We start from the raw sequence: 26,344 nt of genomic DNA on the forward strand, positions 1-26,344 counted from the left end.
CCGTGCGGCTACAGGCGCACCAGCTCCACGTCATCCATGTGGATGAAGTTGGCGCCGTTGCCCGTGGTCGCCCGAGTGTGGAAGCCCAGCTCCAGGTAGCCGCCCGTGACGTTGATGGCGGGCGTCTCCACCAGCGTCCACGCGCCATACGTGCCCAGGTCCGTGAAGACCGGCCCGCAGGAGGCGCACGTCTTCGCCTGGATGCGCGCCAGGTCGAAACCACCGGCCTTCCTCACCCACGCGCGGACCTTGTAGTTGCCCGACGCGAGCCCCGACACGGACTGGTACGTCCACACCTCGAAGGGCGTCGCGTTCGTCCAGTGCGTCAGGTGATAGCTGCCCGTGCGGCCACCGTTGTGCGTCTCGCTGAAGTCCGCGGCCTCCGTGCCGTTGGGGCTCCAGGTCGACCAGCCGCTCATGTTCGCCTCGAAGCTGGGGTTGGCCAGCGAGGGGCCCGTGGAGCCGCCCGCCTGGTACCAGCGCACCCACTCCACCTCCATCGTCTTGCGCTGCCCGGAGGGCAGGTCGATGGAGGCCGGCGACGCATTGCCGTACCAGTTCCCACCCAGCGCCAGGTTCAGCAGGACGTAGTGGTTCTGCTGGAACGCCGGGTCGTTGTGGACGAAGTCCGCGTTCGCACGAATCTGGTTGTCCAGGCGGAAGATCATCCGGTCCGCCGTCCACTCCACCTCGTAGACGTGGAACGCATCCGCGACGCTGTAGCCCCGGTTCGCCCCCGAGCCCCAGTGCTGCACTCCGTTGGACGAGTGCGTCGCGACCTTCATCCACGACGGCTCGTTGGAGTGCCACTCCAGGATGTCGATTTCACCGCTCGCCGGCCAGCCGACGTTGGAGATGTTCGCGCCCAGCGTCCAGAACGCCGGCCACATGCCGTACCCGGACGGCACCTTGATGCTGGCGACGAGCTTGCCGTAGCGTCGCTCCACCTTGCCCTTGGTGTGGATGCGCCCCGAGTAGAACGAGCGCGGCCCGTAACCCGCGCAGCGCGAGTCATACGGCCCATCCGACGTCCGCTCCGCGGTGAGGATGAGCTTGCCCCCGCTCACCGTGACGTTCTGCGCGCGCGGGAACTCCAGCTCTCCCGTACCGAAGTTGCAGTTGTTCGTGACGGGGTCGTGGTTGCTCGTCAGCACGTTCCAGTTCGCCGCGTTCAGGCTCGTGCCGCCAAAGTCGTCCTGCCACGCCAGGCTCCAACCTGCCCCCGGGTCGTACGCCAGCTCCTTCTGCGCCTGACTCTCCAGCGGTACCGCCTCGGGCTCCACCGCCACCTCACTGCCACAGCCCGCCAGCACCAGTCCGGCAACCACCCACCACGCCTCGGTCCGTCCTGCCATGCATTCCTCCTGGAAAAGGTCGTGACAACTCTTTCTAGGAATACCAGCATTTCCAATTTCCTTGCAGAGGCTCGTGTAGCCCGCGTCAGATGGCGTAGTCGCCCACGAACACAGAGGCGGTGAGCACATCGGCGCGCACCGCGTCCCCCTCCCCGACGCCGAGCGCGTCGAACTCCGAGCGAGGCACCTGCACGGTGACCTCGTCTCCGGAGGGCATGCGCAGGAGCACCTTCACGAAGCCGCCCACGGGCTTGAAGCGCTGCACCCTGCCCGTGAAGGGCGTGACGCCCTCCGTGGAGCCAGAGCGGGCCAGCTTGATGTCGTGGGGCCGGACGTAGGCGTGCACCGCCTCTCCTTCCCGGGCGGCGGCGGGCACGGACAGCGCCAGCGAGCCCAGCGACGCCCTGCCCTCCAGGACGTGGCCGCGAAGGACGCTCGCCCCGCCGATGAACGACGCGACGAAGGGCGACGCGGGCCGGTCATAGATGTCCTCCGGCGAGCCCGCCTGCGCCACACGTCCATCGCTCATCACCACCACGTGCTGCGAAATCTCCAGGGCCTCCTGCTGGTCATGCGTCACCAGCAGCGTCGTAAGTCCGGTGCGCGTATGGAGGGCATGGAGCCACTCGCGCAGCTCCTCGCGCACCCGTGTGTCGAGCGCGCCGAAGGGCTCATCCAGCAGCAACACCCGGGGACGAATGGCCAGCGCGCGCGCGAAGGCCACCCGCTGGCGCTGTCCTCCGGAGAGCTGGCCCGGATGGCGCTCGCCGAGCGCCTCGAGCTGCACCAGGCGCAGCATCTCGTCCACGCGCGCCTCCACCTCCGCGCGAGGAAGCTTCCGCACGTTGAGTCCGAAGGCGATGTTCTCGCGCACCGTCATGTGCCGGAACAGGGCATAGCTCTGGAAGACGACGCCCACGTTGCGCTGCTGCACGGGCAGCGACGTACAGTCCACCCCGTCGATGAGGACTCTGCCGACGTCCGGGACTTCCAGCCCACAGATGAGGCGCAGGAGCGTGGACTTGCCCGCGCCGGACGGCCCCAGCAGGGACGTTATCGCGCCCGCGGGCGCGTGGAACGAGACGTCCGAGACGGCAGGACTGCCGCCCGGGGAGAACCGCCGGGTGAGCTGCTCGACGATGATGCTCATGACGCCTCACTCCTCAACTCCACGTACTTCTTCAGCACCAGCGTCACGAGCGCGAGCAGCGTGAGCAGCGACGCCACGGCGAACGCTCCCGCGAAGTCGTATTCGTTGTAGAGAATCTCCGCGTGCAGCGGCAGCGTCGTGGTGACGCCGCGCACGTGCCCGGACACCACCGAGACGGCTCCGAACTCCCCCATCGCCCGCGCGTTGCAGAGGATGACGCCGTAGAGCACGCCCCACTTCACCTTCGGCAGCGTGACGCGAAGGAAGGTGCGCCAGCCGCTCGCCCCCAGCGTCAGCGCCGCCTCCTCCTCGTCGCTGCCCTGCGCCTGCATCACCGGCAGCACCTCCCGCACGACGAAGGGCAAGGTGATGAACACCGTGGCCAGGACGATGCCAGGCACCGCGAAGATGACGTGCACGTCATGCTCGGACAGGAACGGCCCCAGCCAGCCCTGCCGTCCGAAGAGCAGCACGAAGATGAGTCCGGCGATGACGGGTGACACGCTGAACGGCAGGTCGATGAGCGTCAGCAGCAACGCGCGCCCCCGGAAGCGGAACCGCGCCAGGAGCCACGCCGCGGCCAGGCCGAAGACGAGGTTGAGCGGCACCGCGATGGCCGCCGCCGTCAACGTCAGGACGATGGCGGAGCGCGCCTCCGGCTCGGTGATGGCAGCCAGGTACGCCTCCCAGCCCTTCTGGAACGCGAACGAGAAGACGGCGAGCAGCGGGACGAACAGGAAGACCGCCAGGAATCCCAACGCCAGCGTGATGAGCGTCCACCGGACCCAGGGAGAGCCCTCCAGCGTCCGCGTCCTGCGTCGAGGGAGATGTATCGTCGGAGCGAACATGCCCGTCACGCTCCAGGCCGGGCGTCCAGCCGGCGATGGCTCCAGCGCTGGAGCAGGTTGACGACGAGCAGCAGGAGGAACGACGCCAGCAGCATGACGACGGCGATGGCCGTGGCCCCCGCGTAGTCGTACTGCTCCAGCTTGGTGACGATGAGCAGCGGAACAATCTCCGTGCGCAGCGGCATGTTGCCGGAGATGAACACGACGGAGCCGTACTCCCCCAGCGCCCGCGCGAAGGCCAGCGTGAAGCCACTGAGCAGCGCGGGGAAGATGGCCGGGAACAACACCCGCGCGAAGGTCTGCCACGGCGTCGCCCCCAGCGTGGCCGCCGCCTCCTCCACGTCCACGTCGATGTCCTCCAGCACGGGCTGCACCGTGCGCACCACGAAGGGCAGGCCGATGAAGGTCAGCGCCACGGCCACACCCACGGAGGTGTAGGCCACCTTGAAGCCCCACGCCTCCAGGTACTGGCCATACCAACCCTTCGCGGAGAACAGCGTGGTGAGCGTCAAGCCCGCCACCGCCGTGGGCAGCGCGAAGGGCAGGTCCACCAGCGACTCCACCAGCGAGCGGCCCGGGAAGCGGTAGCGCACGAGCACCCAGGCCACCAGGAGCCCGAAGACGACGTTCGCCAGCGCCGCCGACAGCGACGCGCCAAAGCTGAGCCGGTACGCGGCGAGCGCACGGGGCGCCGTCACCGTCTCCCAGAACTGGGGCCACGTCAGGGAGAATGTCTTGAGGAACAGGCTCGACAGCGGAATGAGGATGAGCAGCCCGACATAGGTCCAGGTGAAGCCCAGCGACAGCTTGAAGCCGGGCAGGACCTGGCGGCGAGTGAGCGAGGCCATGGCTCAGCGCGCCTGGGGGACGTAGATGCGGTCGAACACGCCCCCATCATCGAAGTGGGCCGCCTGCGCCTTGCGCCAGCCACCAAAGACTTCGTCGATGGTGAAGAGCGTCACCTTGGGGAACCGGGCTCCCTGCTTCGACGCCACCTCCTCCGAGCGGGGACGGTAGTGATGCTTCGCCGCCAGCCGCTGTCCCTCCTCCGAATAGAGGAACTGGAGGTACGCCTCCGCTACCGCGCGGGTGCCGCGCTTGTCCACGTTGCGGTCCACCACCGCCACGGGAGGCTCGGCGAGGATGCTCGTCGACGGGACGATGATTTCGAAGCGCTCCTTGCCCACCTCGTCCGTCAGCAGGAAGGCCTCGTTCTCCCAGGCGATGAGCACATCGCCCAGCCCACGCTCCGCGAAGGTCGTGGTGGCGCCCCGGGCTCCCGAGTCGAGCACGGGCACGTTGCGGAACAGGGCTGCCACGAAGGCCCGCGCGGACTCCTCGGTGCCGCCGGGCTTGCGCAGGGCATGGCCCCACGCGGCCAGGTAGTTCCAGCGCGCGCCACCGGACGTCTTCGGATTGGGGGTGATGACGGCGACGCCCTCGCGGACCAGGTCGTCCCAGTCCTTGATGCCCTTGGGGTTTCCCTTGCGCACCACGAAGACGATGGTGGACGTGTACGGCGCGCTGTTGTTCGCCAGCCGCGTCTGCCAGCCCTCCGGGATGAGCGACGCCTTGTCGTGGAGCATGTCCACGTCGTAGGCCAGCGCCAGCGTGACGACGTCCGCGTCCAGCCCATCGATGACGGCCCGCGCCTGCTTGCCGGAGCCGCCATGGGATTGCTTGATGGAGACCTTCTGTCCGTGAGCCGTCTCCCAGTGCTTCGCGAAGGCGGCGTTGACGTCCGCGTACAGCTCCCGCGTGGGGTCATACGAGACGTTGAGCAGCGTGACGGTGCTCGGGGCCGCGGACTCGCTCCCGGCCTTCGAACATCCACCCAGGGCCAGCAGGACAAGCAGGGACAGCCGGAGAGGGATACGCATGACGGGGCCTTTCACCAGCTCACCTGGAAGCGGGACATGACGACGTCCTCGGGGATGCGGTCACCTTCGACGGCGCCTCCGTCGAAGCTCGTGTGGTCGAAGGACGTGGCCACGCGGACGTTGCCGTTGAGGTACCAGTTGGCGACCGCGCCCCACCCTCGCGCGTTGCGCGCCGAGCGCGTGGGGTCCGCGTAGATGGGGAAGGCGTCCGGGTCCACGTGAAGCGCGGAGTAGCGCGCCCCCAGCTCCACCGCGCCCCAGCCGCCCGTCTCCGCGCCCAGCGGGTCCGTGGGCTTGACGCCGTCATAGGCCGCCTTGCCTCCGAAGAGGACGTACGACGCGCTGGCCTGCCATGACTCGAAGCGCAGGCGCGCGTGCTGCGTTCCCAGATTCACCTCCTGCGTGGACGACACGTACTCGGCCATCGCACCGACGGGGCCCACGTAGAGGTACCCCTGCGGCGACAGCCGCACGTGCTCGCCATGCGCAATCACCGTCTCCCCTGCTCCCGTGCCCGTCCGGAAGATGAAGAACGTCTGCTGCCCCATGGTGCGCAGCGGAGCCTCGCCCGTGGTGGACGCCGAGCCGAACTGCTGCCCGCGCGACGCGGCGATGCCCAGCCCCAGGCCGGAGAGCTGCTTGAGCTTCGTGGCCCGGAATGGATGCGTGAACAGGCGCGCGGCCACGTCGAAGCTGTCGTCCAGGTTGGTGTCCGCGCTGGCACCGTCCGCCGTGCCGTTGAAGGCGCCCAGCGCGTAGTTCAGCGTGCCGTCATACAAGTCTCCATGAACCATCACCCCCACGTCCCGGTTGGGCACCAGGTCCGTGGGCAACGCGCGCTCGACGAAGAGCGTGTTGATGCCGGACTGGTTGCGCTCCAGCCCCACCGGAGGACGGAACTTGCCCACCCGCACGCGCACGGCCTTGCTGGGGCGGTACTCCAGATACGCATCCCAGAGCGGCGGCGCGTTGGCCGCGAAGTCCGTCAGCAGCCGGAAGTCGAACAGGTTGAAGAGCGTCCCCTCCAACAATGGACGCGCGCGCCGGATGAGCAGCGTGGTGGAGCCCGGCCGGTCCGCCTTGCTCTCGAAGAAGCGGCCATCCAACTGGATGTAGCCGCGCAGCTTCAGCAGGACCGCCTTGTCGGCGGATGAGACGGAGATGCCCTCGGGGGTGGCCTTGACGGCGACGCCCCCCGGAGACGGTGACGGCGCGGTGGGCGCCGCTTCGGGGGCCTGCGTCTGCGCCACCGCGTGAGGCGCGAGCAGCCAGGCCAGGCCGGCGACGAGGATGGAGAGTCGGTGAGGTGTGGGACCTGCCATGCGTGACCTCGACTGCGAGAGGAACGCGATGGACGGTGGGCTCGGGAGCCAGAAAGTCGAAAGCCCACCTCCTCGCGGATGGTGGGCTCTTCGAACCAGCTCAACCCAGGCGCATCAGGTCAAGGGTCGACAGGCGCCCACCGCAGGTGCGTGACAGCAGCAACAAGCGTGGGTGAGCAGCCGGGCCATGAAGTGTCACCACGATGCCCGGCACCCCCGGGCTTGTCAACGCACCCCCTGCGTGACGCCTCCGCGGACTCCCTCCTGTTCCAACCATGTCAGCCACGTCCTCCGTCCACGGAATGCCGCGCGCGAAGGCCCCAGGTGCAATGAGTATCGCACCCAGCAATTCAAGCATAATCAGAACTCCTCGCCCAGGAGTTCCGCATGTCCATTCGACGCAATTCGATGTGGGTTCCACGACTCGCGCCGCTGCTCGCCGCGCTGCTGGCTGCCCCGGAGGCATTGGCCGCGGAGCGCCCCTCCCTGGTGAACACGCGCATCTCCACGCCCTTCGGTGCGAACGGGCATTCGTCCACCATCGACGGGCGCATCTTCGTGGGCAACATCCGGGAGGACCACGCCACGACGACGACGACGTGGCTGGCGCGCGTGTTCCGGCCGGAGGCGGTGACGTACGACGCTCAAGGCAAGCCGAGCTTCTCCACGGCCTTCTCTCCTGGACGCAGCACCCAGGTGACGAACGGAGAGAACGCGCTGGCGTTCTGCTTCACCAACCCGGCCCAGCCCTATGTCCTGTCGGGCGGGCTCGCGGTGTACCAGCCCTTCCTCTTCGACTCGCAGATGTTCAACGGGCCCAACCGCTTCCGCCGCCGTCCGGTGGACATCCGGGTGTCGCAGCCCTTCACGCCGCAGGCGGACATCTCCTCGTTCACCACCGGCAACCTGGAGTATCTGACCACTGTCACCGGCGCGAGCATCCGAGGCATCGAGCCGACGATGACCTCCGACGGCCGGCTGCTCATCTATCAGGGCGGCCCTGCCAACGACGGCGGCATCGACCACCTGATGTACTCGTACAACGCCACGCCCTGCGCGGCCACGGGATGGAGCAATCCGCGCCCCCTCTCCATGATGTACAGCGACACCACCGCGGGCGTGAAGCGCTACCCGCTCGCGTGGCAGAAGCTGAAGGCCTCCACCGGCGAGCTCTTCGGTGAGACGACGTCCGGGCCGCTCATCCGGGCCGCCTACGCCTGGGTGGACCACGAGGGGCGCAACGTCACGTACACCGGCGTCGTCTACACGGACGGCGCGCGCCGCGAGGCCGTCAGTCTCATCGGCGCGGAGACGGGCTGGACGGCGTACCACATCGATGGCGCCATCAACACGGACCGCAGCGACATCGCTCACCTCTTCTATTCCGGCCCCATGTGGAACCTGGAGCAGGAGCGCGCACCGGAGCAGAACTTCCCGCCGGGCTCCAGCAACGAGAACCACTACCTGCCCGTCACCAAGACGCATGACGTGCTCGCGCTCTTCGGCAGCAACACGGGGGACTACAACGAGGTGGACATCGGCGAGCTGGTGGACCCCTTCCACGTGCTCTCCCTGCCGATGAACGAGCTGGTGACGCGCGCGGGCGCGTATGACCTGACGCGCACCCCGGACCTGTCCGGGAACTTCTACACGGGCACGCTGGTGGGCACCGCCTCCATCTCCGCCGGCAACGCGGTGACGCAGCCGACGTCCGGCTCGCTGTGGGAGCCGCACGGCAAGGGCAAGGCGCTCGTCGTCCCTGGCGGCGGGGCGCTCACGGTGAACCTGACGGACGCCGCTGGAACCAAGCCCGGCGTGGGCGGCTTCGCGCGGGGCTTCACCGTCCAGCTCGCGGTCCGCCCGGACACGGGCATCCACACCGGCTGCACCACGGGGAACCCCTACCGGTACCTGCTCCAGAAGGGCAACGCGCTGGACCTCATCTACGAGTCCGACAACACGGTGCAGATGTCCTTCGTCATCAACGGCACGCGCGTGCGCCTGGGCCGGAGTCCCGCGCTGCCCCTGGGCGCGTGGACCCACCTGGCCTACACCTGGGACGGCGTCACCGGCGCCTTCGGTGAGTACGTCAACGGCGTGCCTACCGGGCGCGCGCTGCCCGTCGCCACGGGCACCTTCCGCCTGGCCACCGGCGCGCTCTCCATTGGCGCGGGCAACACGCTGAACACGCAGGCGTGCCCCACCAATGGGGAGGGCTCCTTCCGGGGCGCCATCGACGAGGTGCGCTTCTTCTCGCATGCGCGCTCCGCCCGCTCCATCTGCATGTCCTCGCACGGCGCGGACTGCCGCGACGAGGCCATCCAGGAGACGCCCTCCGCGGGCCAGTTCGGGATGAGCCAGCAGCAGCCGACCTGCAACACCTACGCGGCCCTGGGCACGCTGGCGTGCGCGTCCGCCATGCACCGCGTCTGCGCGCAGCGCGGCGCCCACGACGCGCTGGCCTCCACCACCAACACCTACGAGACGATTCAGCAGCTCATCGGAAACCGTCCGCCCATCTCCCTGCTGGGCGCGCTGGCCGGCGCCACGACGACGGACGTGACGGTGGCGTGCGCCCCCATCCAGCATGAGAGCCTGGGCGTCACCTTCGAGGAGCTGGCGCGCAAGCACGCCGGCTGTGTGGACGAGCGCGTCGCGCAGAGCTTCGACTGCTCCGCCGCCGTGCACCGCTGGTGCAACAGCCTGGGGTGGAGCACGGGACAGATTTTCGAGGTGACGTCGCGCCCCTGGGTGGGTTGCTTCAACTCCGGGCTCGTCCAGGACGTGGCCAAGGACCTGCTCGGCCCCGCGTCGAGCGCTGGCAACTTCAGCTCCACCGACTCCAAGCTGGAGGTCAGCCGGTGGTGCCAGACGCAAGGGTATGGCGCGGGCGTGGTGCAGGAGCTGGGCGCGGGCATCTACGCGAACGTGCACTGCTTCCAGCCCGCCGTGACGGTGCCCTGGAAGCTCAATCCGTGACGTGACTCATGAGGCCCCCTGGAGTCGGAAGGGGGCCTCGGACGGCGTGCCGGTCCGCACGCGCTGAAGCACCTCCAGCACCTCGGCGGGCAACGGGAACCAGCGCAGGCGCTCCGCCTCGGGTGTGAGCGGAGCGTCCTCCACCGTCTTGCCACCCACGTCCTGGAGCGCCTGCTCGACGACGCGATGGGCCCGCGCGACGTAGTCCTCCAGCTCCTGCTCCGGCGCGGAAGGGCCCGGGGCCGGGAAGGCACACTCGCCGCTCGCATAGGAGACATCGCTCAGCCGCCCCAGTCGCCGCGCGTGCTCACGGTGACGCCACTGTCCGGTGGAGGGCTCGAGCACGTAGTGCGGCAGGAGCTTCCAGCCCTCGTGGGCGACGAAGTCCACGGCATCCAGCAGAAAGCCGAAGGTCGTCTCGGAGAGGAAGTAGTTGAAGCCCAGCCTCACCCACCCAGGCTTCACGCCGTCGGTGCCTTGCAGGATGACGCCCTGGAAGCGGTGGCTGGTGACGGGGTCGATGCCCAGCAGCCGGTGGCCATACGGCCCCGCGCAGGAGCACCCTCCGCGCGCCTGGATGCCGAACAAGTCGTTGAGCAGGGCCACCACGAAGTTGTGGTGGAGGTAGGCCTCTCCATGGCGCACCAGGAAGCTGATGATGGGCAGGCGCCGGAGCGCCGGGTTGCCGAGGATGCGCAAGCTGGGATTCGCGCCCCAGCGCGCGAGGGCCCTCCGCGCGAAGTCCTGCTCACGCGCGTCGATGGCCTCCACGCCCACCGCCTCGCGGAGCTGGAAGACCAGGCCCGCGCGAATCGAGTCGACGATGGCGGGCGTGCCCCCCTCCTCTCGATGCACGGGGTCCCGCTGATAGACGTGCGCGCGGCCACTCACGTACGACACGGTGCCGCCGCCGGGCACGGTGGGGATGCGATTGCCCAGCAGCCAGCGCTTGACGACGAGCACGCCCGTCGTGCCCGGCCCGCCGATGAACTTGTGCGGAGACAGGAACGCGGCGTCCTTCGGCACACGGGGCCCGTCCTCTCGTCCGTTCATGCTGACCCGGACATACGGCCCCGCCGCGGCGAAGTCCCAGAAGCACAGCGCCCCATGCTGGCGCAGGAGCGCGCCGATTCCCTCCTGGTCGCTGAGGATGCCCGTCACATTGCTCGCCGCCGAGAAGCTGCCGATGCGCAGCGGCCGGTCTTGGAAGCGCGCCAGCTCGCGCTCCAGGTGGGCCACGTCGATGCGCCCGTCGGCGTCCTCGTCGATGGTGATGACCTCCGCGATGGACTCGCGCCACGGCAGGTCGTTGCTGTGGTGCTCGTAGGGCCCCACGAAGACGACGGGGCGCTGGTCGGGCGGGATGCGCGAGCCCAGGTCGAATCGCTCATCGAGGTCCGCGGGGATGCGCAGGTTGAGGATGTCGATGAGCTTGCAGATGGCGGCCGTCGCGCCCGAGCCGCAGAAGAGGACGACGTCATCGGGGCCGCCTCCCACCGCGCGGTGGATGAGCTCCCTCGCGTCCTCGCGATAGCGCGTCGTCTGCGCGCCCGTGCCCGACGTCTCCGTGTGAGTGTTGGCGTAGAGCGGGAGGACGTGCTCGCGGATGAAGTCCTCGATGAAGCCCAGCGAGCGCCCGGAGGCGGCATGGTCCGCGTAGGTGAGCCGGCGAGGACCATAGGGCCCTTCGAGCAGTCGCCCCTCCCCGAGGATGGCGCTTCGGATGGACTCGACCAACCTCGAACAGGCGTCTTCCATCTCGCACCTCTCGATGGAGGGAGGATCCCGCCGAACCTCCTCGACTGTCCAGCGCGTGGAGAACAATGCACGCGACGGGGCGCGTCAGCCCCGCGTGGCGCTCGTCGTCCCTGCGCCGCCCCATGTTAGCCTGAGCACACTCCATGAACTTTCGCTTCCAGTGCTGGGTGCAGCGTCACGCCAGCGGTCGAGTGACGCTCACCCCCCTGTCCCTGCCTCATCTCGCGGTGCACGCGGACACCTTGGAGAAGGCCACCGAGGAGCTGACGCTCGCGCTGGATGACCAGCTCACCCGCATCCATCCGCGTCGCGTGCCGGAGTTCATCGCCGCGACGGGCGGCACGCTGCACACGCTGGAGCTGGACGCGATTCCCGTCTGGGGCAACGAGGAGAACACCCTCGCGCCCCTCACCTTCGCCTCGGCCGTCGCGCCCACGCACCAGTCCTATCTCGGGCTGCACGCGCCCCGGCTGGAGACGCACCTGTGGTTCCAGGGCAAGAAGGTGCCCGAGGACGCCGCCGAGCGGCTGCGCGAGCAGTTGGAGGGACTCCCCGACGCGCGGCTCCTCGCCCTGCGCGCGGATGGTGGCGAGGCCCTGATTGATTTGGAGGTGGAGGCCACGCCGACGCGACTGTCGGCCCTCACGCCCCGCCAGCTCCACCTGGATATCCGCCCGCCGCCCCGCCCACCGGACGCGGCGCCCGAGGAGCCGCCACCCGCGTCGGGCCTCTCGGTGAGCCTGGATGGGGACGACGAGGACGCGCTCGACGAGGACACGTGGGAGCCCCGGAAGCGCTCCCGCCGTCGCGAGCCGGGGGCGCAGCCGGAGAAGCCGCCACCCATGCCCACGCTGGACCGCATCGCGGTGCCCTGGCATCGGCTGGCGACGGAGGGACAGCTCGACCCGGCCTATGAGCAGGACGCCCTGGTGACGCTGCTGCGGGCCCGGCTGGCGGCGAAGGACGCGGAGGCCGTGGTGCTGGTGGGCCCCTCGGGCGTGGGCAAGTCCGCCGTCCTCCATGCGCTCGCGGAGGCGCTGCAGGGCTCCACCGCCACTCCGGCCGAGAAGGCCCGCCCCTTCTTCTTCGTGGACGGCAGCCGCCTCATCGCCGGCGAGGGCATGTGGGGCGACTGGCAGCAGCAGGTGCTGAAGTCCTTCCGCGAGGCGAACGAGTCCCGCGCCATCCTCTCGCTGGGCCACGCCATCGACCTGCTCGACGCGGGCAAGAGCGCGCACAGCGACCAGAACGTGGCCCAGCTCCTTCTGCCGCTGCTCGTCACCCGCGAAGTGTCCGTGGTGGCCGAGGCCACCCCCGAGGCCTGGGCCCAGGTGGAGCGCCGCAACGCCAGCTTCGCCCGCCTGTTCTCCGTCGTCCGCGTGGAGGAGCCCACGCCGGAGGCGCTCGCGAGCATCCTGACCCGCGTGGCCCAGGACCCTCCAAGCACCACGCCCCTGGAGGTGCTGCCCGAGGCGCTGGAGGAGTGCCGCTTCCTGTGCCGGCGCTTCCTGCCGTATGGCGCGCAGGTGGGCAACGCGGTGGCCTTCCTCCGCAGGCTGATTGCCACGTGTGCCCACGCGGTCCAGCCACGCGTCATCCGACTGGACGCCGTGCGCCAGTTCGCGTCCGAGTCCGGCATCCCCGAGTCGCTGCTGCGCGACGACGTGCCGCTGGAGCCGGCCCAGGTCCGTGCGTTCCTCACCACGCGCGTGCTGGGACAGCAGACCGCGGTGGAGCGCGTCTCCTCCGTGGTGTCCGTCCTCAAGGCGGGGCTCGCCGACACGCGCAGGCCGCTGGGCGTGCTGCTCTTCGTGGGCCCCACCGGCGTGGGCAAGACGGAGCTGTCCAAGGCCCTCGCTGAGCTGCTCTTCGGCTCGCGCGAGCGCATGGTGCGCCTGGACATGGGCGAGTACGCGGGGCCGGACGCGCTGCTGCGCCTGCTGGGCGACGGCGCGACGCCGGGCTACCTCTCCGCCGCCGTGCGCCGCCAGCCCTTCTGCGTGGTGCTGCTGGACGAAGTCGAGAAGGCCCACCCCGCCGTGCACGACGCGCTCCTGGGCGTGCTGGGCGAGGGGCGCCTCACCGACGCGTCCGGCCGCTTCACCGACTTCCGCAACGCCGTCCTCGTGCTCACCAGCAACCTGGGCGCGGACACCTGGCGCGCGCGCGTGGGCTTCGACTCGCTGGGCGGTGTGCCCGACGTCGCCGCGCTGCGCACGCACTACCTGGTGGAGGTGCAGCGCTTCTTCCGCCCGGAGCTGTTCAACCGCCTGGACGACACCGTCGTCTTCTCGCCGCTGTCCGAGGAGCTGCTGCGCAAGCTGGTGGTGCGCGAGGTGGACGCCATCCGGAAGCGCTCCGGGCTGTCTCGCCATGACGCCAGCCTCGTCGTCTCCGAGTCCGCGCTGGACTGGCTGTCGGCGCGCGGCTTCGACCCGCGCTACGGCGCCCGGCCCCTGAAGCGCGCGCTGGAGCGGGAGCTGGTGGTGCCGGTGGCCGCCTGGCTCGCGGCGCATCCGAAGACGGGGCCCGTGGTGCTGCACGCGGAGGCCGGCGACGGCGGGCTCACGCTGCGCGCGGAGGCCGTGGGTGGCGCGGCGGAGGGCGTGGGACGGCAGGCCATCGAGCAGGTGCTGGAGGACGCCGCCACGCTGCGCGCGGAGGTGCAGCGTTGGAGCCGCTCGCCCCCCATGCTCACGCTGCGGCGGGAGCTGGCGGTCTTCGACAAGGTGTCCCGACAGGCCTCGTACTGGGAGGAGCGCTCGCTGGCGAAGGAGGCCGCGAGGAAGGCCACGGATGCCCGCGAGCTGGACAAGGCCTTTCGGGAGTGCTCGCAGCAGACGGAGGCCATCGAGGACCTGCTCTTCGAAGCCCACCTGTCACGCGCGGTGGGCCAGGCGGAGTCGCTCGCGCGCGACGTGGCCACGCTGCGCTCGACGTTCCAGCCCCTGCGGGAGCGGCTGTATGCCAGCCTCTACCACTACTCGCGAGGCGCCACCCTGATACTGGTGCCTGGCCGTGGCGCGTGGCCGCAGCTCTGCTTCCTGGCGAAGTCCTATGAGCGCTGGTGCAACCGCTACTCCCTGGCCTTCCAGCGCGCCCTGCTCTGGACGCCCAAGCCCGAGGACGGAGCGAAGGCACCGCGCATTCCCCCTCCGCCGGATTGGGTCTACCCCAGGGTGGATGAGCTGCTGGACCTCCAGCCCACACCCCTCGCGTATGCCCTCCAGATTTCCGGTGAAACGCGTCCGTTGCTGCTCTCCGCCGAGCACGGCGTGCACCGCTTCGTGGAGGGCAGTCAGGCGGCGCTGGTGCGCGCGCTCTTCACCGCCAACCCTCGCAGCCGGGACGTGCTGCCGGAGTGGGAGAAGCTGGAGGCGCAGTTGCCGAAGACGGAGGTCCGGCGAATCCGTCCGGGCTCGACGGACACCTCGGGCGGCTCGGTGGAGGACATGCGCACCGGAACCCGCGTGCGCTACGGCGGCGGAGGCCTGGAGTTGGATTCCTTGTTGGAGCCCTGGATGAACTGGCGCGTGTTTGGCGAGACGGAGGAGGACTGACCATGGAACTCAAGCTCCCCCTGGTCGTCGCGCCCCTGGGCGGCCGTCTCGTCGAGGCGTGGGTCCCCGCCTTCTGGCCCAGGATCCACCGCGTGGGCCCCAGCCTGTCCTCGCTGAGGGACGACCTGGCGCTCGCCGTCATGGAGCGCTTCGAGAAGGAGCACCCGTCGCGGGTGGCCAGCTACCAGCTGCCGCCCCACCTGGCGCTCAAGCACGTGAAGGTCGACACCGAAGCGAGGGACCGCGAGAAGGGCCTGCGCGTCGTGCTCAAGGGCCGCATGGCGGTGCTGCTGGAGAAGTGGCCCCGCGATGACTTCTGGGTAGTGACGCCCACGCGGCTCGCGGAGGCCCGCTTCGCGATTCCCGACGTGGAGTCCCTGCCCCTCGCGCTCGGGCGCAGGCTGGGCGCGTGGTGCCTGGAGCACGGGCTGACGAACCTGGAGGGCTTCTGGGCCCAGGGCCGTGAGCGCCTGGAGCTGCTGGAGGTGGATGCCTATCCGCCCTCCATCCTCCCCCGGACGCCGCCCAAGCCGCCCAAGCCCCCCAGGCGCCGCCGCGCCACGGGGAAGGAGACGAAGAGCCCTCCGCCCGAGACGCCGGAGCAGCGCGAGGCCCGCCGCAACCGCCGACGCCTCACGCTCACCGAGCTGCGCGAGGTGGCGCGCAACCTGAGCCACGCCGCGCGAGATGACGGACTGGAGCACTGCTACGGCCGCGAGGCGCTGGTGCGTGAGGTGGTGGACGCGCTGGAAGGACGCGAGGGCGCGGCCATCGTCCTGGTGGGCCCGCCGGGCTCCGGCAAGACGGCGCTGGTGCACGAGGTGGTGCGCCGCCTCACCGCGCGCCAGGACGCCGCGGGACAGCGTCGGGACGTGTGGCGCGTGGACGGCAACCAGTTCATCGCGGGGATGATGTACGTGGGCCAGTGGGAGGCCCGCGCGCGGGGCGTGGTGAAGGAGCTGGTGGAGGTGGGTGACCTGCTCTACGTGGACGACCTGGCCTCGCTCGTCTACGCGGGCCGCACCTCGAGCGAGCGCACCAACGTCGCGCAGTTCCTGGAGCCCCACATGGCGCGCGGCGAGCTGACCGTGCTGGCCGAGTCCACGCCCGAGCGCTTCGAGCGGGTGCGCGAGGAGGCGCCCACGCTCGCCTCGCTGTTCCGCGTGGTGCACGTGCCCGCGCTGGAGCCGCGCACGACGCTGCCGGCCCTGCTGGGGACGCTGCGGGAGCTGGAGGGCTCGGGCGACGGCGGGCCCGCGGTGCGCCTGTCCCCGCTGGCGCTGGAGACCCTGCTGGACCTGCAGGAGCGCTTCGTCGCGCACGAGTCCTTCCCGGGCAAGGCGGTGCGCCTCTTGCGCCGGGTGCTCGCGAGGCCGGGCACGGTGGACCAGAACGTGCGCCGCTTCACGGAGGAGGACGTCACCGCCGCGATGCGCGCGCAGACGGGCCTGCCGGACTTCGTGCTGGGCAGCGCGCCGCCGAAGTCCCGGGAGGTGCTGGAGCGCGAGCTGACCGCGCAGGTGGCCGGACAGCCGGAGGCCGTCGCCGCCGTGGTGGACGCCATCCTCACGCTCCAGCGCTCGCTGCAGCCGCCGGACAAGCCGCTGGCCACCTACCTCTTCGTGGGCCCCACCGGCGTGGGCAAGACGGAGACAGCCAAGGCGCTGGCGCGCACCCTCTTCGGCAGCGAGGAGCGGATGGTCCGCTTCGACATGTCGGAGTTCGTCTCCGCCTCCAGCATCACCCGGCTCCTGGGCCTGCCCGGCGCACCGGACGGCGAGCTGACGACGGCGCTGCGCACCCAGCCGTTCTGCGTGGTGCTGTTCGACGAGGTGGAGAAGGCGCACCCGCGCATCTTCGACGCGCTCCTTCAGTTCCTCGGCGAGGGACGACTGACGGACGGCGCGGGGCGCACCGTGGACGCTCGGCAGGCGGTGGTGGTGCTCACGTCCAACCTGGGCGTGCGCGAGGCCGCCGCCCGCACGGGCTTCCACCGCGCTCCCGAAGGCGCGGAGGCGCACTACCTCTCTTCCGTGCGGGCCTTCTTCCGTCCGGAGTTCTTCAACCGGTTGGATCGCGTGGTGCCGTTCCGCTCGCTCACCCCCACCGCGCTGCGCGTCGTCGTGGAGCACGCCCTGGAGTCGCTCTTGTCGCGGCGGGGCATCCGCAAGGGCAACGTGCTGGTGGAGGTGGAGTCCGCGTTGCTCGACCTGCTGGTGGAGCAGGCGTACGACCCGCGCTACGGCGCACGTCCCCTGAAGCGCGCGCTGGAGCGACGCCTCACGGTGCCCCTGGCCCACCACCTGGTGCGGCGCGGCGGCGAGGACCTGGCCCGCGTGGAGCTGTTCCGCCGGGGCGAGGACATGGGGCTGTCGGTGGAGCTGCTCATGCGAGAGCCCTCGTGGACTCGCGAGCAGGACCCCACCTCGTGGACACTCCCTGGAGTGGCTCGGGTGCTGGAGGAAGTGACGGCGCGGCTGGAGACCTTGTCGGCGGCGGAGCCTCGGCCGTCCGAAGGCGAGGCTCCGCGCGGTGGCCCCGAGGCGGTGGAGCTGCGCGAGCGACTGGAGCGCCTGTCGGCGGAGGCCCTGGACATCCGCGAGAACGAGCTGGCGGACCGCGACTTCCTGGAGACGGCGGAGCCCGCTGGCAAGGAGGAGCGCGTCGGGTACCAGGCCAGTTGGAGGCGCAGCCGGGGACGTGGCGGACTGCGCCCTCGGACCACCTATGGCTCGGCGCCGTTGCCGGTGTCTCCCGAGGAGCGGCTTCGCCGCTGTCGTCCCAAGGTGGTGAGCCTGCGCGATGAAGTGGAGTGGCTCGCGCACCAGCTGGCCACCCGGGAGCGCGGAATGGAGGTGCGCGCGCTGCTGGTGGAAGGGCTCGCGGACTCGCCCGTCGCCGCCTTGGAGGCCGTGGTGAAGGCGATTCCCCAGGGGCTGGGACGCGTGGCCATCCACGAGGAGCGCGTGGAGCCGGACGGCAGCGTCGCCTGGGCCGCGCCGGGCACGACGCGCCCGGCGGGAGTGCGGGTGCGGCGACAGGTGGTGAGCCTTTCGGCGTTCGGCTTGTCGGAGGTGCTCGCGCCGCTGGAGGGCTATGTGCTGGTGCACCTGGACTCGCGGCCCGCGTTGGTCCGCGTGGAGCTGCTCAACGAGGCACCGGACTTGATGAAGGACGTGTCCCGCACGGTGGCGACGCGCGACGCGGTGAAGCTGGCGGAGCGGGAGGCGCGTCGCGCGGGTCAGGCGCCCGAGTCGCCCCAGGGCCACGTCGTCGCGGAGGGCGCGCCCGACAACGTCCTTCATCTGGGAAGCGGGAGACCTCCTTCCGAGTCCGTGGCCTGGGCGGCGCGGGTGCTGCGCGAGCCCGCGCGAGGAGGGCGCTGACATGGACAAGAACTTCCATCTGTTCGTGCGGAACTACCCCGGCGTGGGAGTGGCCGCGCACGTATTGACGCACCCGCATCTGGCCTCGTTCGCGCCGGACCTGGCGACCGCGCGACTGGACGTGGCGGAGGTCCTGGGACGGCTGCTCAAGCGCGGAGAGCTGAAGGATGCCCAGACGCACTGGCCGGACCTGCGCACGAAGAAGATGAACCTCACCGTGCGCGCGGTGCAGCACGGACGGCTGTTGCCCGTGCCCCTCAAGCTCACGGTGGTGACGCGCGGGGGACGCGGGAAGACGGAGCGCACCAGCAAGAAGGGCGCGGCGAAGGGGCCCGTGCACGTGTGGATTCCTCGCGTGGACGTGGAGGGCTCGCTACAGGACCTCTCGGACCTGGAGGCCTATGTGGAGGAGCTGGTCCGTCACGAGCTCTACATGGCGCCCCTGGAGCGCCTGCACTCGCTGGCCTACCTGGGCGAGGAGACCGTCGAGACCCTCTCCGTGACGGTGAAGTCCCGAGAGGCGGCTCGCGCGCGGATCATCGAAGAGCCCCGAGGGCCGGTGCGCCGCCCTCCCCCGCCTCCGGGTCTCGCCGAGGCGAGCCGCTGCCTCAACGAAGAGGCCCGCGCGGGACTGCTGGAGCGTGCGTGGGAGCGGGACGCGGAGGTCGGCCTGCTGGCGGAGGCCGTCACGGCGCGGGCGCGCGCGAGCGTGCTGCTCGTGGGGCCGCCCTCCGTGGGCAAGACGTCGCTGGTGCACGAGCTGGTGCACCGGGCGGAGTCCTCGGCGTCGGGGAGCTCGCTCCAAGGACTGGAGGTCTTCAGCACCTCGGGCGGTCGCATCATGGCCGGCATGCGCTACCTGGGGCAGTGGCAGAAGCGCGTGCAGCTCATGGTGAACGAGCTGCGGGTGCGGCGCGCGGTGCTCCACCTGGACAGCCTCTCCGAGCTGCTCTCCCTGGGGGGCGGCGACACGGGCCTGGACGTCGCGCGGCATCTGCTGCCGGCATTGGAAGGGGGCGAGGTCTCACTGGTGCTGGAGGCCACGCCGGAGGACGTCGCGCGCGCGGAGCGGACCCATGGCGCCTTCCTCCAGGCGCTGCGGCATGTCGTCGTGGAGCCGCTGGTGCCCGAGAAGGCACGGGCCGCGGTGCAGCAGGCCTCCCAGCGCGTCGCGAAGGCGCGCAAGGTGCGCTTCACGCCCGCCTCATTGGAGCGCGCGGCGGAGCTGACGGAGCGCTTCGGTGAAGGTCCACCTCCGGGTGGCGCGGTGTCACTGCTTCGCGCCGCGACGGCGCAGGCCGAGACGGGGACGGAAGTGGATGCGGGCGCGGTGACCTCCGCGTTCTGCACGCGCACCGGCTACCCGAGGGAGCTGGTGGACTCGTCGATTCGCCTGGACCCGGACGCGCTGCTGCGCCGCTTCCGCGAGCGCATCGTCGGCCAGGACGAGGCCACGCTGCTCTTGCGCAACCTCGTCGTCACGCTGAAGACGGGACTCGCGGACCCTTCACGGCCATTGGGGGCGTTCCTGCTCCTGGGGCCCACGGGCGTGGGCAAGACGGAGTCGGCGCTCGCGCTGGCGGAGTACCTCTTCGGCGACATCGCCCGGCTGGCCCGCTTCGACATGGCGGAGTACGCCGCGCCCGGCAGCGCGGGACGGCTGGTGGGCGAAGTGGGAGGCCAGCAGGGAGGGCTCGCGCGACGCGTGAGGGAGCAGCCCTTCGGCGTGGTGCTGCTGGACGAGGTGGAGAAGGCGGACGCGGGGGTGCATGACCTGCTGCTCCAGGTCCTCGGCGAGGGACGGCTGACGGACGGCACCGGCCGCACCGTCAGCTTCCGGAACACGGTGGTGCTGCTCACCAGCAACCTGGGCGCGGAGTCAGCGTCACGCTCGCTGGGCTTTGGCGGGGACACGCCTCGGGACATGGAGGCGCACTACCTGGGCGCGGCCACGGCCTTCTTCCGACCGGAGCTGCTCAACCGGCTGGACCAGGTGGTCCCCTACCGCGCCCTCGCGCCGGACGTCATCAGGACGCTCGCGCGACGCACCCTGGAAGCGGCGCTGGGCCGCGAGGGCCTCTCACGGCGCGGGGTGAAGGTGAGCTTCGGCGAGGACGTGGTGGACTTCCTCGCGAAGGCCGGCTTCGACGCGCGCTACGGTGCGCGCCCGCTGAAGCGCGCGGTGGAGCAGCACGCCATCGTCCCGCTGGCACAGTGGCTCGCGATGCATGCGGGCACTCCGCACCGACAGGTGACGCTGCGCGTGGGCACGCAGGGACAGCTGGAGCTGGAGGCCCGGACGTGACTCACGCGCCGAGCAGTCTCACGGGACGGCCCTGGCTCCACGCCAGGATGTCCTCCACCGCGTCGCGGTAGTAGACGGCGTGGTTCTCTCGCGTGACGTAGCCGAGATGCGGCGTGAGCACCGTGTTGGGGAGGAACCTCAACGGGTGCTCACGCGGCAGCGGCTCGACGGAGAAGACATCCAGCCCCGCCCCGGCGATGCGTCGCTCGCGGAGGGCTGAGAGCAGGGCCTCCTCGTCCAGGAGCCCGGCGCGTGAGGTGTTGACGAGGTAGGCCGAGCGCTTCATCGCCCCCAGCTCCGCCGCGCCCACCACGCCCTGTGTCCGCTCTCCCAGCACGAGGTGCAGCGTGACGACATCCGACGTGGCGAAGAGCGCGGCCTTGTCGACGAGCCGCGCTCCGGCGGCCTCGGCGCGCTCGGCTGTCAGGCGGGGACTCCAGGCCACCACGTCCATCCCGAAGGCGAGCCCCACCTTCGCCACCTGCGTCCCCAGCTTGCCGAGCCCCACGACGCCCAGGCGCTTGCCGGACACCGTCTCCGTGAGCCCCGTCTGCCATCCCCCGGAGCGCAGCGACTGGTCCTCGGCGGGGATGCGCTTGAGCAGCGCCAGAATCAACGCCCACGTCAGCTCGGCGGCGGGGGCACCCACCGCACCCGTGCCACACACGGTGATGCCCTGACGTTGGCAGGCGTCCAGGTCGATGGCCGCGTTGCGCATGCCCGTCGTCACCAGCAGGCGCAGTCGGGGCAGGCGCGCGAGGAGCGACGCGGGAAACGCCGTGCGCTCGCGCATCGCGACGATGACCTCGAACGCCTGGAGCGCCTGCGCCACGGCATCCTCTCCCGCGAGCGGCTCCCGGAAGAAGCGCGGCTCGAAGCCAGCGGGAAGGAGCGACCAGTCCGCCGAGGTCCTCGCGACGTCCAGGTAGTCATCCAGGATGGCCACTCGCATGGGCACTCCTCCTGCCGATGACGCTGCCATGACGGCGCAGCGAGCGCACGTGTCGTCTCCCGGCTTTGTCGATGGGAGGACCAGGTCCCTCCCTCGGATGCAGTGCCTGCGCTCACGCCGCGGAGCCGTGCCCGCCTGCCCGTTTGCCCTCTGTCATGGGCCTCGCCCGGCTGTCACCGCGAGGTGACAAGGCTCCGGCGTGACACCCACTCCCTGTCGCCCGGGGACACTCTGCTATCGTCGCCGACGCCCACTCCCCACCTGGTGCAGGAACCCTCCCCCTTCATGCGCTGCGTCGACGAGACCGTCTTCATGAAGTTGTTGTTGGGCGAGCTGTCGCCCGAGGAGACCGCCGAGGTCGATGCCCACCTCGACACGTGCGCCGCCTGTCGAACGCTCGTCGCCGAGGGACTGCGCGCGCAGTCGCCCGACGTCACCACCACCGCGACGCCCACGGAGCCCCAGCCCCCTTCCACCCTGCGTCGCGATGACTCGGCGCTGGAGAAGGGCACGGCGGTGGGGCGCTACCTCGTCCTGGAGCTGCTGGGCGCGGGAGCGATGGGCGTCGTGTACGGCGCCTATGACCCGGAGCTGGACCGCCGCGTCGCCCTCAAGCTGCTGCGCACCGGTGCCCTGGGCCTGGACGTGGAGAAGGAGCGCGCCCACCTGCTGCGCGAGGCGCAGGCCATGGCCCGTGTCTCCCACCCCAACGTGGTGGCCGTCTACGACGTGGGCACCTTCGGCCAGCACGTGTTCCTCGCCATGGAGCGGGTGGAGGCCCAGACGCTGGGCGAGTGGCTCAAGGCCGCGCCCCGTCCGTGGCGCGAGGTGTTGGACCTCTTCCTGGACGCGGGCCGGGGCCTCGCGGCCGCACATGCCGCGGGCGTGGTGCACGGCGACTTCAAGCCGGCCAACCTCCTCGTCGGCGGCGACGACAACGTCCACGTCACCGACTTCGGCCTCGCGCGCCTGGGCGCCTCCACCACGCGCGAGAGCTCGCTGCCCGCGCGCGCCGACCCCCAGGTGGTAGAGCGCTCGCTGACGGGCGGCACGCCGGCCTACATGGCCCCGGAGCAGCTGCTCGGTGAGACGCGCGCCGGCGCCTCCGGAGACCAGTTCTCCTTCTGCGTGGCCCTCCACGAGGCCCTCTACGGCGCGCGCCCCTTCGAGGGCACCACCCTGGCGGAGCTGGCCACACAGGTGTCCTCGGGACAGGTGCGCCCTCCGCCCGCCGGCACGCGGGTTCCTCCGTGGCTGCGCCGCGTGCTGCTGCGCGGACTCTCCCGGCGCGCGGAGGACCGCTTCCCGCACCTGCAGGCCCTGCTCGACGCGCTCCAGAAGGACCCGGCCGCCAGGTGGAAGCGAGGGCTCCAGCTCACCGGCGCGGTGGCGGTGCTGGCCACGGCGGTGGGCCTCACCCATGCGGTACACACCAGCGGAGCCCGTGCCTGCGCGAGCGCACCGCATGAGATGACCACCGTCTGGAGCCCCGAGCAGGCCTCCGCCATCCAGGCCGCGTTCACCGCCACCGGCCGCCCCTATGCCTCCGCCGCATGGGAGCGCGTGCGCCGGGAGCTGGACGCGTACACCGCCGCGTGGACGACGACGCGCACCACCGCCTGCGAGGCCACCCGCGTCCGGGGCGAGCAGCCCGAAGAGGTGATGGCGTGGCGCATGCGCTGCCTCGACAACCGGCTGGCGGATGTCTCCGCGCTCACGCGCCTGCTGTCCCAGGCGGACGCCAGGACGGTGGACGAGTCGCACCGCGCGGTGAAGGGCCTGCCGCCCCTGTCCGGCTGCTCGGAAGCGCTGGCGCCCGGCGGGGCCACGCTGCCCGAGGGCCCTGAAGCCCGGGAGCGCCACGCGGCGTTGCGAGCGACACTCGCACGAGGCCGTGCGCTCCTCGCCACCGGGCGCTACGCGGAAGGCGTCACGCTGGTGGAGCCGACGGCGCTGGCAGCGAAGCGGGCGGCGAACCGTCACGACGGCGCTGAAATCTCCCTGCTGCTCGGCGAGCTGCGCGAAGGAGCCGGAGACTGGCGGGGCGCGGAGACCTCGCTCTTCGAGGCGCTGAACGCCGCGGAGGCCACGCGCCAGGACGCCGTGGCGGCGCGCGCCTGGACGCTGCTCGTCCGAGTGTCCTGCATCGGCCTGGACGAGTACGAGCTGGCCTCACGCTGGAAGGACCGCGCCGCCGCCGCCATCGAACGGCTGGGCGGCGGCAACGAGCTGACCCGCGTCAACCTCCTCACCTACTCCGGAACCGTCCTGCGCAAGCAGCGGCGCTTCGACGAAGCCGTGGCGTTGCAGGAGCAGGCCCTGCTGATAGCGGAGAGCACCTTCGGTCCGGACAGCCTGGAGGTGGCGGACGTGCTCCTGGAGCTGGGCGCCACGCAGTGGGTCCACCCCCGACTCGCCGAGGCCCGGGCGCACCTGGAGCGCGCCGCCACCATCACCCGGCAGGCCCTGGGCGACGAGCACCCCGAGGTCGCCCGGGTGCGACTGGCCGTGGTCCCCGTGCTCAGGGACCAGGACGACCTGAAGCTGGCGGAGTTGATTGCCCGCGAGGCCCTCGGCGTCTTCGAGCGCACGCTCGGCCCGGACCACCCTCGCGTCTACGATGCGCTCAACGACCTGGCCTCCACGCTCGTCGTCCAGTCGCGCATGGACGAGGCCCTCCCCCTGTACGAGCGCGCGCTGACCATCGTCGCGAAGACGGACGGGGCGGAGAGCTTCGGCGCGTCCGTCATCCACGCCAACCTGGGCGTCCTCTATTTCCACAAGAACCTCTTCGACCCGTCCCTGGAGCACTTCCTGCGGACCATCACCCTTCGCGACAAGTCGCGCGGCCTGATGGACCCGTCCCTGGTGAGCCCGCTGCGCCTCGCCGGAAAAATCATGTCCACCAAGCAGCGCTACGCGGACATGCTGCACTACTGCCAGCGGGCCGTGGACATCATGCTCCTGCAACCGGATGACAGCTCCGGGCAGTGGACCCTCAGCCTGCGGGATTTGGGCACCGCCTTCCTCAAGCTGGACCGGCCCGCGGAGGCGCTCGTGCCCCTGGAGCGCGCCGTCGCCGGCTGGGACAAGGCGACGCCAGGGCCCGGCCAGCGCACCGAGGTGAAGTTCCTGCTCGCCCAGGCGCTGTGGGAGTCCGGCAAGGACCGCGCCCGCGCCCTGAAGCTCGTCGCCGAGGCGCGCACCATGGCCATGAAGGACGACCCCTCGGAGAAGACGCTCCCCCTCATCAACGAGTGGCTCGCGAAGCACAAGCTCCGCTGAGCCCGGCGTCCACGCTCAGCGCGGCGTGGGGGACACCTGACGCTCGGCGGGACGGCCTCGGGCCCCCGCCGCCCACTCGTCCCAGACGTTGAAGGACTTCATCTGCTCGGTCAGGTCGGTGGTCTTCATGAGCGCCTCCACCTCCGCGCGGCTCTGCCTGGCCAGTCGCTCGTCCATGTTGGCGAAGCCCCACGCCAGCGCGCCCACCACGGCGGCATTGGTGCGCAGCGTGCGCGCGTCGCACTGCTCGAACTCGTCCGAGCGCGCATGGTAGTTGGGCCCGTACGTGGCGGACTCCTGGTTGGCGATGAGGTTGGCCACGCCGCTCAGCATGAAGTCCAGGTTGTCGGTGCCCACCACCGGCACGTCCACCTGAGTGAAGGGCCCCAGGCCCGCCACCGGGGCGAGCGCGCGCTCCACCAGCGGCACCAGCGGAGGCCGGCCATTGGTGAAGAAGCCGTTGATGCGGCCACAGCCGATGTCCACGGACAGCGCCATGGCATGGCCATCCAGCTCCGCCACGTGCGAGCGCACATACCCCGCCGAGCCGTACATCCCCTGCTCCTCGCCATTCCACAGCGCGAAGCGGATGGTGCGCGCGGGCTTGAGCCCCAGCCGTCGCATCTGCCGCGCCAGGTCGATGAGCATCGCCACGTTGGCCCCGTTGTCGAGCGCGCCGCCGCCCAAGTCCCAGCTGTCCAGGTGCGCGCCCAGGACGACGACCTCCTCCGGCCTGGTGGTGCCGCGCAGCTCTCCGATGACGTTCTGCGCCTCGTAGGGGCCGCCTGTCTTCAGTTCCAGCGCGGCCTTCAGCGTGAGCGCGGTGCCGGCCCGCAGCAGTCGCTGCGCACGGCTGGCGCCGTCACGCTCCATCACCAGCATGGGCCGGGTGTTCTTCGGCCCCGTCGAGACATTGTGACGGTAGAGCTGATTGCCAGGACGGCTGCCCATGTAGACGACGCCCACCGCGCCGGCGCTCGCCGCGCGCGCCTCCACGCCCACCGCCTCCGCGTACTCGCGGAAGAGGCCGTCCACGTCCTTCAGCTCCTCCGTCTCCACCAGCACGAAGGCACCCTTCGCCTTCGCGCCTACGCGCTTGAAGTCCGCCTCGGTGCCCCGGCCGACCTCCAGCAGCGGCGCGGTGAGGCCTCCCTTCGGCGTCGCGGCGGAGAAGGGCATCGCCGCCACCCGGGGCGCGAAGCTCACGCCCTGGCCCTGCACCGTCACGCTCGCGGACTGCTCCAGCCACAGCGCGGGCATCCGGAAGGACTCCGCCGTCGCTGGCACACCCGCCGCGCGGAAGCGCTCCAGCGCCCACTTCACCGCGCGACGGTTGGACTCCGAGCCCGTCGCGCGCCCACCCACCTCGTCCACCAGCGAGCGCAGGTCCTCCACCATCGGCGTGGCGCCCAGCACGGCCCCCGTCAACACCATCGCCTCGCGCTCGCGCACCCCGGGCGCGCCGGCCTCAGGGGCCTCTCCTCGCGCGGGTGACACGAGGACCAGCGACAGCAATGCGGCGCTCCAACTCCACGACCTGGGGGATGGCGTCATGTCCCCAGCT

General features: G+C 70.8%; 14 protein-coding genes. 5 read left to right on the forward strand and 9 right to left on the reverse strand.

The features are described 5' to 3' along the window. Positions 1–8: 8 nt before the first annotated feature. From LZ199_RS42820 to LZ199_RS42845, 6 genes are all read right to left on the reverse strand, one after another. Complete coding sequence (locus LZ199_RS42820) at positions 9–1,355, reverse strand: glycoside hydrolase family 16 protein (protein WP_253999597.1); 1,347 nt, start codon at positions 1,353–1,355, stop codon at positions 9–11. 85 nt (positions 1,356–1,440) lie between these two features. Then, the gene (locus LZ199_RS42825; RefSeq protein WP_253999598.1) at positions 1,441–2,505 is read right to left on the reverse strand and encodes a sulfate/molybdate ABC transporter ATP-binding protein; all 1,065 of its coding nucleotides are present in this window, start codon (positions 2,503–2,505) and stop codon (positions 1,441–1,443) included. Beyond that, positions 2,502–3,353: a sulfate ABC transporter permease subunit CysW gene (cysW, locus tag LZ199_RS42830; RefSeq protein WP_253999599.1), complete on the reverse strand. Its 852-nt coding sequence runs from the start codon at positions 3,351–3,353 to the stop codon at positions 2,502–2,504. Before cysW ends, LZ199_RS42825 begins: the two co-directional genes overlap by 4 nt. Positions 3,354–3,358: 5 nt before the next feature. Beyond that, a complete protein-coding gene (gene cysT / locus LZ199_RS42835) occupies positions 3,359–4,201 on the reverse strand; it encodes a sulfate ABC transporter permease subunit CysT (protein ID WP_253999600.1) in 843 nt (280 codons plus the stop codon). A 3-nt stretch (positions 4,202–4,204) separates the two neighbouring features. Continuing rightward, positions 4,205–5,233 (reverse strand): sulfate ABC transporter substrate-binding protein, encoded by a 1,029-nt coding sequence (locus LZ199_RS42840; RefSeq protein WP_253999601.1) that lies wholly within the window; start codon positions 5,231–5,233, stop codon positions 4,205–4,207. Positions 5,234–5,244: 11 nt separating this feature from the next. Then, positions 5,245–6,555 carry an OprO/OprP family phosphate-selective porin gene (locus LZ199_RS42845; RefSeq protein WP_253999602.1) on the reverse strand — a complete coding sequence of 437 codons (1,311 nt, stop codon included), beginning with the start codon at positions 6,553–6,555 and terminating at the stop codon, positions 5,245–5,247. A 387-nt stretch (positions 6,556–6,942) separates the two neighbouring features. Here LZ199_RS42845 and LZ199_RS42850 point away from each other — a divergent pair, with 387 nt between their 5' ends. Further along, on the forward strand, positions 6,943–9,534 hold the full coding sequence (locus LZ199_RS42850; protein ID WP_253999603.1) for a LamG domain-containing protein: 2,592 nt from the start codon (positions 6,943–6,945) through the stop codon (positions 9,532–9,534). 6 nt (positions 9,535–9,540) lie between these two features. Here the strand turns inward: LZ199_RS42850 and LZ199_RS42855 are convergent, their stop codons facing one another. Then, complete coding sequence (locus tag LZ199_RS42855; protein ID WP_253999604.1) at positions 9,541–11,292, reverse strand: aminotransferase class V-fold PLP-dependent enzyme; 1,752 nt, start codon at positions 11,290–11,292, stop codon at positions 9,541–9,543. Positions 11,293–11,435: 143 nt separating this feature from the next. Here LZ199_RS42855 and LZ199_RS42860 point away from each other — a divergent pair, with 143 nt between their 5' ends. From LZ199_RS42860 to LZ199_RS42870, 3 genes are read left to right on the forward strand one after another with little or no spacing between them, the layout of a single operon-like run. After that, the gene (locus tag LZ199_RS42860; protein ID WP_253999605.1) at positions 11,436–14,852 is read left to right on the forward strand and encodes an AAA family ATPase; all 3,417 of its coding nucleotides are present in this window, start codon (positions 11,436–11,438) and stop codon (positions 14,850–14,852) included. A 2-nt stretch (positions 14,853–14,854) separates the two neighbouring features. Continuing rightward, positions 14,855–18,238: an AAA family ATPase gene (locus LZ199_RS42865; protein WP_253999606.1), complete on the forward strand. Its 3,384-nt coding sequence runs from the start codon at positions 14,855–14,857 to the stop codon at positions 18,236–18,238. A 1-nt stretch (position 18,239) separates the two neighbouring features. Then, entirely contained in the window at positions 18,240–20,543 is a 2,304-nt protein-coding gene (locus tag LZ199_RS42870) for an AAA family ATPase (protein ID WP_253999607.1), read from the forward strand. Position 20,544: 1 nt separating this feature from the next. On the opposite strand, the gene LZ199_RS42875 is transcribed toward LZ199_RS42870, so the two are convergent. After that, positions 20,545–21,495: a D-2-hydroxyacid dehydrogenase family protein gene (locus LZ199_RS42875; RefSeq protein WP_253999608.1), complete on the reverse strand. Its 951-nt coding sequence runs from the start codon at positions 21,493–21,495 to the stop codon at positions 20,545–20,547. 285 nt (positions 21,496–21,780) lie between these two features. Between LZ199_RS42875 and LZ199_RS42880 the strand changes: the two genes are divergently transcribed. Further along, the gene (locus tag LZ199_RS42880; RefSeq protein ID WP_253999609.1) at positions 21,781–24,780 is read left to right on the forward strand and encodes a tetratricopeptide repeat protein; all 3,000 of its coding nucleotides are present in this window, start codon (positions 21,781–21,783) and stop codon (positions 24,778–24,780) included. A gap of 15 nt (positions 24,781–24,795) precedes the next feature. Here LZ199_RS42880 and LZ199_RS42885 read toward each other — a convergent pair whose 3' ends face one another. Further along, complete coding sequence (locus LZ199_RS42885; RefSeq protein ID WP_253999610.1) at positions 24,796–26,295, reverse strand: M20/M25/M40 family metallo-hydrolase; 1,500 nt, start codon at positions 26,293–26,295, stop codon at positions 24,796–24,798. Positions 26,296–26,344: the final 49 nt, after the last annotated feature.

The sequence above is a fragment of the Myxococcus qinghaiensis genome, from assembly GCF_024198215.1.
Lineage (GTDB): Bacteria > Myxococcota > Myxococcia > Myxococcales > Myxococcaceae > Myxococcus > Myxococcus qinghaiensis.